Raw genomic sequence first — 9,698 nt, 5'->3', positions numbered from 1 at the left:
TCCCGGTACTCGATCAGGGCGTGCGAGCCCTCGCCCTCCGGGTCGCCGAAGAGCGCGACGTTGCGGACGATGTCGACGCCCGGGGTGTCCGCCGGCACGAGGAACATCGACATCCGGTTGCGCACGCCCGCCTCGGGGTCGGTGACCGCCATGACGATCAGGAACTCGGCCCAGCGCGCGTTGGAGGAGAAGAACTTCGCCCCGGTGATCACCCAGTCGTCGCCGTCGCGGACGGCGCGGGTGGTGAACTCGCCCGGGTCGGCACCGGCGTGCGGCTCGGTCATCGAGAAGCAGGAGACGATGTCCCCCTCGAGCAGCGGCTCGAGGTAGCGCGCCTTCTGCTCCGGCGTCCCGTAGTGGGCGATGATCTCGGCGTTGCCGGTGTCCGGGGCCTGGGTTCCGAAGATCCGCGGTGCCCAGTGGGAACGGCCGAGCACCTCGTTCAGCAGCGCCAGCTTGATCTGCCCGTAGCCCTCGCCGCCCAGCTCGGGGCCGAGGTGGCAGGCCCAGAGACCCTGCCGGCGGACCTCCGTCTTCATCGGGTCGATGATCGCCCGCTGCTCGGGGGTCATCGGCTTGTACACGTCGTGCGGCCAGAGCAGGTCGAGCTGCGACACCTTGGTGTCCACGAACTCGGCGGCCCAGTCGAGCTTGGCCTGGTAGTCGGGGTCAGTGCTGAAGTCCCACGCCATCGCGGGCTCCTCCTCGGACGTCGTCGGTACAGGGGCCGGGCCTGCTCACGGGATGCCGCCGTCGACCCGCAGCGTCGCGCCGGTCGTGTAGCTGGACGCGTCGGAGGCCAGGTACAGCGCGGCCCCGACGATCTCCGGGGGCTGCCCGGTGCGCTGCAGGGCGTGCGCCTTGGACGACTCGGCGACGGCGTCGAGGTCCCAGTGCTTGCTGACGTCGGTGAAGAACGGGCCGGACATCAGCGTGTTCACCCGGACCGTCGGGCCCAGGGTCTGCGCGAACCCGTCGGTCAGTGAGTTCAGTCCTGCCTTCGCCGCGGCGTACGGGATGATCCACTCCGACGACCGGATCGAGCCCGTCGAGCTGACGTTGATGATCGAGCCACGGCCCGCGGCGACCATCCGCTCCCCCACCAGCGCGCTGAGCCGGAAGGGGCCCTTCAGGTTCAGGTTGAGGACGGAGTCGAAGAGCTTCTCCGTGACGTCGGTCAGGTTGTCGTAGGTGGGCGACATCCCCGCGTTGTTGATCAGGACGTCGACCTTGCCGAAGCGGTCGTACGCGGCGTCGACGAGGCCGGGGATCTGGTCCCAGCGGCCGACGTGCACGCCGTAGGGCAGGGCGACCCGGCCGGTGGTCTCCTCGATCTCCTTCGCGAGCGTCGCGCACGTCTCGTAGTTCCGGCTCGCGATGACGACGTCCGCGCCGCACTTCGCGGCGGCCAGCGCCATCTCCCGGCCCAGTCCCCGGCTGCCGCCGGTGACCAGGACGACCCGGTCGGTGAGGTCGAACAGCTCGTCGGCGTACCCCATGCTCAGTTCCCCTTCCCCGGCAGCGACCGCGCGAGATCGGCCGCGGTGCCGATCAGCTGCAGGACCATCGGCCCGAAGGCCTCCACCTTCGGGTCGACCGGCTCGCCGTGCACGAACGCGGCGTAGCTCTTCTCCAGCACGACGCCGAGCTTCCAGTTCGCGAGGACCAGGTAGTAGTCGATGTCCGCGGTGGACCGGCCGCTCACCCGCTCGTAGTGCGCGAGCAGCTCGGCGCGCGCCGGCATGCCGGCGATGTCGATGTAGCTCAGCCCCCCGGGTTCGGGATCCTCGCCGCGCCAGCCGAGCAACGCCCAGCCCAGGTCCAGCAGCGGGTCGCCGATGGTTGTCATCTCCCAGTCGATGATCGCCGCGAGCCGTGCGGGGGCGCCGTGGGCGAACATGACGTTGGCGAACTGGTAGTCCCCGTGCATGATCCCGGGCGTCCAGTTCTCCGGACGGTTGCGTCGGAGCCACTCCGCGGCCTCGTCGAGGCCCGGCAGCTCGCGGAACCGGTACGCGCCGAGGAACGCGAGCCACCGGTCCACCTGGCGCTCGTGGAAGTCCTCCGGGCGGCCGAAGCCCTCCAGCCCGCGGGCCCGCCAGTCCACCTTCGACAGCTTGGCGATGCCGTCGACCAGCTCGAACGCCAGCCCGCGACGGGCCGCGACGTCGGCGTCGAACGGGGCCGGCCAGCGTCGCGAGTCCGCCGGGCACCAGCCGTCGACCGCCGCCATGACGTAGAACGGCATGCCCAGGACGGCGCCGGTCTCGTCGCCACCGGCCAGCTCGGCGTGCGGGACGTCGGTCCCCTTCAGCGCGCGCACGAGGCGCAGCTCGCGGCGCAGGCCGTCGACCCGGGACGCGGCGGCCGAGGGCGGCGGCATCCGCAGCACCGTCCGGCTGCCGCCGCGCTCCAGGAGGTAGAGCTCGTTCTGCGAGCCGCCCGACAGCCGCTCCAGCCGGGGCAGCTCCCCCGCCCCCGCGAGACCTTCGGCGTCCATCCACCGCGCGAGCGCGTCGACGTCAAGGCCGGCGGCCGCTGCCGTCCCGGCTGTCACGCCGCACCTCTCGCTGACGTCCCGGCCGGCGTTCCATTGCGTGTCCCCGACATCGTCGTCCCTCCTCGCGCGCCGCACCGGTCCGCTCGGATCGAGCGGTGCGTGGACGCAGTGTCAGAATAGCGTTTCGCTGAGAATAGAACTAGATTCTGCGTCATGGCCACCCCTCGACCGGTTTCCGTGACATCTGCCGAGAAGACCGATGACGTGGAGTGGCAGGAGGTGCCCGTCTCGGTCCGGGCCGCGGTGGACAGGGCGCTGTCGCGTCAGCAGCGGGACGCGCTCGGCGAGGTGGAGCTGATCCTGGACGCCGCGCTCCGGGTGGCCGAGCGGGTCTCGCCGGCCGAACCCAAGGTCGCCGACATCGTCGCCGAGGCCGGCACGTCCAACCAGACGTTCTACCGCTACTTCGCGGGCAAGCCCGACCTGATGCTCGCCGTCGTCGAGCGCGGTCTGGTGCGGGTCGCCGGCTATCTCGACCACCAGATGAGCAAGCACACCGACCCGGTGGAGCAGGTCGTGGCCTGGGTCGACGGGCTGCTCACCCAGCTCGTCCGCCCCGACGCCGCCCGACAGGGCAGCGCCGTGATGCAGCAGCTGGCCACCACCGGCCGGATGCGCGAGCCCGCCGGCCTCGCCCTGCTCGACCGCCTCGGCGCGCTGCTCGTCGCACCGGTCACGGCACTCGGCAGGCCGGAGCCCGCCCGGGACGCACAGGTGCTGCAGGAGACGCTCATGGGAGTGCTGCAGCGACACGTGGTGAACGGGACCGCACCCGACGAGCCCGAGCGGGCGCACCTCGTGGCCTTCTGCGTCCGGGCGGTCGACGCCACGCGCGGCGCCCGGTGATCGCGGTCCGGTGCACCCGGCACGGCCCACCCGAGCAGCTGACCGTCGAGGAGCTGCCCGATCCGGCGGCCGGGCCGGACGACGTCGTCGTCGACGTCCACGCCGCGGCCGTCAACTTCACCGACCTGCTGTTCGTGGCCGACGGCTACCAGGTCAGCGTGCCGGTGCCGTTCACACCCGGCAGCGAGTTCGCCGGTGTCGTGTCCGCGGTGGGCGAGCACGTCACCGGTGTGGCGGTCGGCGACCGGGTCGCGGGTCAGGGCATGACCGGCGCCTTCGCCGAGCGCGTCAGCAGGCCGGCCCGCTCGGTGGCCACACTCGCGTCCGACGCCGATCTCGTCTCCGCCGCCGCCACCGGGGTCACCTTCTCGACGGCCTACTCGGCGCTGCGCTCGGCTGCGGATCTGCGGCAGGGCGAATGGCTCGCCGTGACCGGGGCCGCCGGTGGGGTCGGGTCCGCGGGGGTGGTGCTCGGCCGGGCCCTCGGCGCGAAGGTGCTCGCACTGGTCTCGAGCCCTCGGAAGTCGGCGTTCTGCCTGGGCCTGGGTGCGGATGCCGTGCTCGACCTCTCCTCGACCACGGACGTCCGGGTCCGGATCCGGGAGCTCTGCGGCGGTCCGGACGTGGTGCTGGACCAGGTCGGCGGCGAGCTCGCGGAGGTGCTCCTGCGATCGACCCGGCGGCGGGGGCGGTTCGTCACCGTCGGGTTCGCCTCGGGCGTCATCCCCCGCATCCCGCTCAACCTGGTACTGCTCAAGGACGTCACCGTCCGCGGGTTCGAGATCCGCGGGTTCGCCGAGCACGAGCCCGCGGCCGCCGCGCGGGACGCCGCCGAGCTCGCGGCGCTGCGGGAGAAGGGGGTGGGCGCGACGGTGACGGCCCGCTTCCCGCTGGAGCGGGCGGCCGCCGCGCTGCGCACGGTGGCTGACCGGTCGGCCACCGGCAAGGTCGTGCTCACGACCGCGGCCGGGCGGGCGGCCGCGTCGTGAACGACGGACATCGGGTTTCCCTTCCACGAGAACTCACCAATTTCTGACACTTGCGTCTACGCTTGGGGGCGGGTCGCCTCGCCGGCTCGAGGAGGGGTCGTGAAGTTCACCGTCGAGTACCCGATCGAACGCGGCGCCGGGTACTCCCCCGAGTTCCTCCGACCCGACGTGCTGGCCGCCTTCGCCCGCACCGCCGAGGAGGCCGGGTTCGACGCCCTCGCCTTCAGTGAGCATCCGGCGCCGTCGCGGAAATGGACGGAGGCGGGCGGGCACGACACGTTCGACCCGCTCGCCGCGCTGGCCTTCTGCGCCGCGGTGACCAGCCGGATCAGGCTCATGCCCCACCTGTTGGTACTGCCTTACCACAACCCGCCACAGCTGGCGAAGACGCTGGCGACGGTCGATGTGCTCTCCGCCGGGCGGCTCACGGTGGCTGCCGGCACGGGCTACCTCCGTTCGGAGTTCGCCGCCGTGGGGGTCGACTTCGAGCAGCGCAACACCCTGTTCGACGAAGCCGTCGCCGCGCTGCACGCCGCCTGGAGCGGGGAGCCGTACCGCTTCGAGGGCACCGGGTTCCTGGCCGTCGACCAGGTGTTGCGGCCGCGGCCGGTCCAGCAGCCCGGGCCACCGCTCTGGCTCGGCGGCAACAGCCCGCTGACCCGGCGCCGGATCGTCCGCTACGGGCAGGGCTGGTCACCGATCCTCACCACCGGACGCCACGCGGCCTCGTTCCGGACGCCGTCGATCGACTCGCTCGAGGAGCTCGCCGCGGCCGTCGACGAGCTGGGCGCGCGGTTCCGTGAGGCCGGCAGGGCACCCGCCGAGCTCGACGTCCAGGTGGAGGCCCCCGTCCCGGCCGACGAGGTCGCCGATCCCGCCGCCCATCTCGACGAGCTGGGCCGCTACGCGAAGGCCGGCGTCACGTCGGTCGTCGTCCACTCACCCACCGGGACCGGCGCCGCCGCCCTCGACGCCCTGCGGAGCTACGGCGCGCAGGTGATCGCGGCGTGCCGGTGACGCCGGCCGCGCTCGACGAAGGAGATGCCCCATGACCGAGTCGCTCGCGGGAACCCGCGTGCTCGTCACCGGCGGAGCCAGCGGGATGGGCGCGGGCATCGTCCGCGCCTTCACCGCGGCGGGAGGAGCCGTGGTCTCGTGCGACCTGCAGGAAGGGCCGGGAACCGAGATCGCCGGCAAGGCCAGTGCCGACGGCCCGGGTCACGCCGACTTCGTGCTGTGCGATGTCACGGACAAGTCCTCCGTGGACGCGGCGTTCGACCGGGCCGTCGCGCTGCTCGGAGGCCTCGACGTCCTGGTCCACGCGGCCGGCATCGCGCCGGGCACCCCGGCCGAGGACATCCCGCTCGACGAGTGGGAGCGCGTCCTCGCCGTGAACGCCACTGGCACCTTCCTCACCAACCAGGCCGCCTTCCGGCACCTGAGCGAGCACGGCGGAAGAATCCTCAACTTCGCCTCCGCCGCCGGCGTCCTGGGCCTGCGCAACAAGGCCCACTACTCCGCCAGCAAGGGAGCGGTGCTGGCCTGGACGCGCACGGTGGCACAGGAGTGGGGACACACCGGGATCACGGTCAACGCCATCGCCCCGGCGATCTCGACGCCGATGTACGCGACGACCCGGGCGTCGATGACACCGGAGCAGCTGACCGCGCACGACGCACAGATCGCGGAGCGCATGCCGATCGACGGCAGGCTCGGCGACGTCGACCGCGACCTGGTGCCGCTCATGGCGTTCCTGGCCGGGCCCGGCTCCCGGTTCATCACCGGCCAGGTCTTCGCCGTCGACGGCGGGATGCTGATGGTCCGCTGACGACGGTCACGAAGGCCCGGCACCCGCGCGACCAGGCGCGACGTCGGCCGCACCACGCCTGGCAGGGCCGGCATCCGGGTCCGGATGCCGGCCCCTGCCGGGGATCGCGCGGTGTCAGATCTCCTCGACCATGTCCGCCTTCCGGGATCGCCGCCTGCCCAGGACGAGCACGGCCACGGCGATCAGTGCCCAGGCGGTGAACGTCCCGATCGCGATCGCGTGGTAGCCGAGTGAGGCCAGCACGGCCGCGATCGTGAACGGCGCTATGACGTTCGTCAGGCGCCCGGTCGAGAACGCGACGCTGCTGCCGCGCGCCCGCAGGTCGGTCGGGAACTCCTCGGCCATGTAGGCGTTGATCAGCGGCGAGGCACCGCCCGAGAAGAAGTAGATCGCGAAGCCGGCGGCGATCAGCAGCGCCAGGTTCGTGACGAACCCGAAGCAGAGCGCCGCAACGGCGGCGATCAGGGTGAACGCCACCAGACCGGCCCGGCGTGGCAGCCGGTCCGCGATGAAGATCGCGGCGATGGAGCCTGCGAGCGAGCCGAGCACGATCAGCGACGTCAGCGACAGGGCTTCCGCCTGGGTGAAGCCGCGCAGCACGAGGATCGTCGGAGTCCACGTCGTGGTGACCTGCTGCACGGCCGAGTAGCAGATCCACACGATCATCAGCATCACCGTGCTGCGCAGCAACGTGCTCCCGAACAACGCGGAGGTGGGCTGCCGCCGGGCCTCGTGCGCGCTCGCTGCGGCGTCGGACGTCTCCGGTTCGGGCAGCGGGCCCACCTTCGCGGTCGTCTCCTCCTCGATCCGCTCCAGCACGGACTCGGCCTCGTCCGCGCGGCCCCGGGCCAGCAGCCAGCGCGGCGACTCGGGCAGCCTGCGGCAGGCCGGCACCGCCAGGAGACCTAGCAGACCCACGGCGTAGACGATGCGCCAACCGTTCTCGCCCATCGGCACCACCACCCGCGCCAGGACGGTCAGCAGCACCGAGCCGATCGTGCCGATCGCGACGCCCACGGCCAGTGACAGGCCGCGGCGGCGGGCCGGGAACAGCTCGGTGAGGTAGACGACGATCCCGATGTAGATGGCGCCCAGGCCGATCCCGGTCAGGAACCGCAGGATCACCAGCGTCGTGATGTTCGGCGACAGCGCCGCGAGCGCGGAGAACAGCGCCGTCGCCGCCATGCCCCAGGCCAGCGTGGAGCGTCTGCCGTACCGGTCACCGGCCTGACCGGCCACCAGCGAGCCCACGAGCAGCCCGAGGTACATCGCCGACACCGCGAACGCGATGCCGGTCAGGCTGGTGTCGAGGTGGGTGGTCAGGGACGCCGCGACCAGTCCGGTCGCGGACTGGTCCCCGATCTCGAAGACGAACGCCACGACGGCGACGAGGAGGACGCGGCGGTGGAACGGCCCGGTCGGCAGCCGGTCGAGCCTGGCTCCCGCCCGGCCGATCGTGAGCGTCCGGGGATCGGACGGCGATTCCAGTGATGACGACATCGGCATGCCCATCGACTCGATCGGACGGAGGACGGCCCGCTGCTGTGCGAGAATCTTGTATCGCTGTGAGCGGAACGTGGTTCTGACGCTCGCAGGTGGTGTCCGTCACTGTCAAGGATCCCGCGCCAAGTTCTGACAGTGATGACACCCTGTTCGCGCCCGCCGGGCATGACGGTTCGGCGTTGCCCATTCCGATGGCGCACCGTCAGACGACGGCGCGGATCAGCGCATCACGCGCCGGATCGGAGCCCAGAGCTGGTGATTCACCGCACCCTGTGGCTACAGTAGGTGCACGCATCGTCAGAAACTTTGGTTTCACCAAGCCTTCGGAGGGCAAGGATGCCACTGCAGGAGCACCACCAGATCGTTTCGGTGGACGACCACCTCGTGGAGCACCCCCGGGTGTGGCAGGAGCGGGTTCCCGAGCGCTACCGGGATGCCGCACCGCGGATCGTGGAGGTCGACGGCAAGCACGTCTGGCACTACGACGGCAAGGCCTTCCCGACCATCGGCCTGAACGCCGTGGCCGGGAAGGACCCGAAGGACTGGGGCATGGACCCCGTCCGCTACGAGGACATGATCCCCGGCTGCTACGACCCGGCTGCGCGGGTCAAGGACATGGACCTCGACGGCGTGCAGGCCGCGCTGTGCTTCCCCTCCTTTCCCGGGTTCGGCGGGGGAACCTTCTTCCGGGCCCAGGACAAGGACCTGGCCCTGCACTGCGTCCGGGCCTGGAACGACTTCTACATCGACGAGTGGTGCGCCACTGCACCGGAGCGCTTCATCCCGATGGGCATCCTGCCGGTGTGGGACATCGACCTGTCGGTGAAGGAGGCCGAACGTATCGCGGCCAAGGGCGCCCGCACCATCTCCTTCCCGGACAGCCCCGTCCCGCTGGGCCTGCCCTCGTTCCACAGCCGGCACTGGGACCCGCTCTGGCAGGTCTGCTCGGACACCGGGATGCCGGCCTCGCTGCACTTCGGATCGGGGTCGTTCGTCCCGGGGTTCTCGTTCTCCGGCAAGGCCCCGGGGCTGGACATGGTCACCGAGAACGTGCCGTTCGCCGTACCGATCGTGCTGTTCTCGTCGAACCTGATGTGGAGCACGGTCGACCTGCTGTTCTCCGGGGCCCTGCAACGTTTCCCGGACCTGCAGATCTCCCTCGCCGAGGGCGGGATCGGCTGGATCCCCTACATCCTCGAGCGGGCGGACTACACCTGGGAACGCCACCGCTACTACCAGGACATCGACTTCGACGCGAAGCCCAGCGACCTGTTCCGCAAGCACTTCTGGGGCTGCTTCATCGACGACGAGCACGGCCTGACCAACCGGCACACGATCGGTGTCGACCGCATCACGATGGAGATCGACTACCCGCACTCGGACTCCAACTGGCCCAACAGCCGCAAGAGGGCACACGAGGCACTCGCGGACGTCCCGGACGACGAGGTCGAGATGATCGTCGAGACCAACGCGCGCCGGATGCTGCACTTCCCCCGCAGCGCCTGACCGGCGTCGATCCCGGAGCTGAGCAGGACACGTGACACGGCTCGGAGCGGGGCCCCGGATCCACCGGGGCCCCGCTTCCGTGCATCACCAGGCCGTGTTCCGGCGAGCCTTTCCCGGATACCCGAAGAAGCGCTCGAAGTTCTCGTCGTTGATGGGCTGCGCCGCGTTGCGGGCCGCCCCCTCCTGCAGTGCGGCGAGTCGGTTCCTCGCCGCTGCGAGCGCCGCCTCGTCGAGCGGCGAACCCTGCTCCAGCTGTGCCACCCGGCTGCGCATCGCCCGGATCTCGATCTCCAGCCGCGCGCCGGCCTCCCCGAAGGTCAGCAGGTCGTAGTCGTCCTCGTCGGGCCGCTCGACGGCAGCCTCGTCGCCCACGTCGGTCATGATCCATCCTCCTCGAGTCTCGGGTGAGGTTTCCTCGAGCATATACAGCTATGTGTACGGTGCGTCAGAATTCTTGGCGGACACC

At 71.1% G+C, this 9,698-nt stretch carries 10 protein-coding genes; 5 read left to right on the top strand and 5 right to left on the bottom strand.

Translation table 11 applies throughout. The features are described from left to right. The 3 genes from JWR81_RS14930 to JWR81_RS14920 all read right to left on the bottom strand — a co-directional run. Positions 1 to 692, bottom strand: a 692-nt coding sequence (locus JWR81_RS14930; protein WP_297651861.1) for an acyl-CoA dehydrogenase family protein, incomplete at its 3' end; no start/stop codon positions are given. 45 nt (positions 693 to 737) lie between these two features. Continuing rightward, positions 738 to 1,499, bottom strand: a complete 762-nt coding sequence (locus tag JWR81_RS14925) for an SDR family oxidoreductase (RefSeq protein WP_297651858.1) — start codon at positions 1,497 to 1,499, stop codon at positions 738 to 740. 2 nt (positions 1,500 to 1,501) lie between these two features. Beyond that, complete coding sequence (locus tag JWR81_RS14920; RefSeq protein WP_297651855.1) at positions 1,502 to 2,557, bottom strand: phosphotransferase family protein; 1,056 nt, start codon at positions 2,555 to 2,557, stop codon at positions 1,502 to 1,504. Positions 2,558 to 2,737: 180 nt separating this feature from the next. Between JWR81_RS14920 and JWR81_RS14915 the strand changes: the two genes are divergently transcribed. The 4 genes from JWR81_RS14915 to JWR81_RS14900 all read left to right on the top strand — a co-directional run bounded on the left by JWR81_RS14915 (position 2,738) and on the right by JWR81_RS14900 (position 6,223). Continuing rightward, entirely contained in the window at positions 2,738 to 3,406 is a 669-nt protein-coding gene (locus JWR81_RS14915; RefSeq protein WP_297651851.1) for a TetR/AcrR family transcriptional regulator, read from the top strand. After that, positions 3,403 to 4,395, top strand: a complete 993-nt coding sequence (locus JWR81_RS14910; protein ID WP_297651848.1) for an NADPH:quinone oxidoreductase family protein — start codon at positions 3,403 to 3,405, stop codon at positions 4,393 to 4,395. The genes JWR81_RS14915 and JWR81_RS14910 overlap by 4 nt, the downstream gene beginning before the upstream one ends. 99 nt (positions 4,396 to 4,494) lie before the next feature. After that, a complete protein-coding gene (locus JWR81_RS14905) occupies positions 4,495 to 5,412 on the top strand; it encodes an LLM class F420-dependent oxidoreductase (RefSeq protein ID WP_297651845.1) in 918 nt (305 codons plus the stop codon). A gap of 31 nt (positions 5,413 to 5,443) precedes the next feature. Then, the gene (locus JWR81_RS14900; RefSeq protein ID WP_297651842.1) at positions 5,444 to 6,223 is read left to right on the top strand and encodes an SDR family NAD(P)-dependent oxidoreductase; all 780 of its coding nucleotides are present in this window, start codon (positions 5,444 to 5,446) and stop codon (positions 6,221 to 6,223) included. A gap of 114 nt (positions 6,224 to 6,337) precedes the next feature. Here JWR81_RS14900 and JWR81_RS14895 read toward each other — a convergent pair whose 3' ends face one another. Continuing rightward, on the bottom strand, positions 6,338 to 7,735 hold the full coding sequence (locus tag JWR81_RS14895) for an MFS transporter (protein WP_297651839.1): 1,398 nt from the start codon (positions 7,733 to 7,735) through the stop codon (positions 6,338 to 6,340). Between the two features lie 327 nt (positions 7,736 to 8,062). On the opposite strand from JWR81_RS14895, the gene JWR81_RS14890 reads away from it, so the two are divergent. Then, positions 8,063 to 9,232 carry an amidohydrolase family protein gene (locus tag JWR81_RS14890; protein ID WP_297651836.1) on the top strand — a complete coding sequence of 390 codons (1,170 nt, stop codon included), beginning with the start codon at positions 8,063 to 8,065 and terminating at the stop codon, positions 9,230 to 9,232. A gap of 84 nt (positions 9,233 to 9,316) precedes the next feature. Here JWR81_RS14890 and JWR81_RS14885 read toward each other — a convergent pair whose 3' ends face one another. Then, entirely contained in the window at positions 9,317 to 9,613 is a 297-nt protein-coding gene (locus JWR81_RS14885) for a hypothetical protein (RefSeq protein ID WP_297651833.1), read from the bottom strand. Positions 9,614 to 9,698 lie beyond the last annotated feature (85 nt).

It is taken from the genome of Pseudonocardia sp., from assembly GCF_025965585.1.
Lineage (GTDB): Bacteria > Actinomycetota > Actinomycetes > Mycobacteriales > Pseudonocardiaceae > Pseudonocardia.
This window is presented reverse-complemented; position numbering and strand designations above follow the sequence as displayed.

Bases quoted from the DNA above. Each gene is read 5' to 3' on its own strand.
- JWR81_RS14925 (WP_297651858.1), bottom strand. From the start codon at position 1,499: ATGGGGTACGCCGACGAGCTGTTCGACCTCACCGACCGGGTCGTCCTG.
- JWR81_RS14895 (WP_297651839.1), bottom strand. From the start codon at position 7,735: ATGGGCATGCCGATGTCGTCATCACTGGAATCGCCGTCCGATCCCCGG.
- JWR81_RS14885 (WP_297651833.1), bottom strand. From the start codon at position 9,613: ATGACCGACGTGGGCGACGAGGCTGCCGTCGAGCGGCCCGACGAGGAC.
- JWR81_RS14890 (WP_297651836.1), top strand. From the start codon at position 8,063: ATGCCACTGCAGGAGCACCACCAGATCGTTTCGGTGGACGACCACCTC.
- JWR81_RS14900 (WP_297651842.1), top strand. From the start codon at position 5,444: ATGACCGAGTCGCTCGCGGGAACCCGCGTGCTCGTCACCGGCGGAGCC.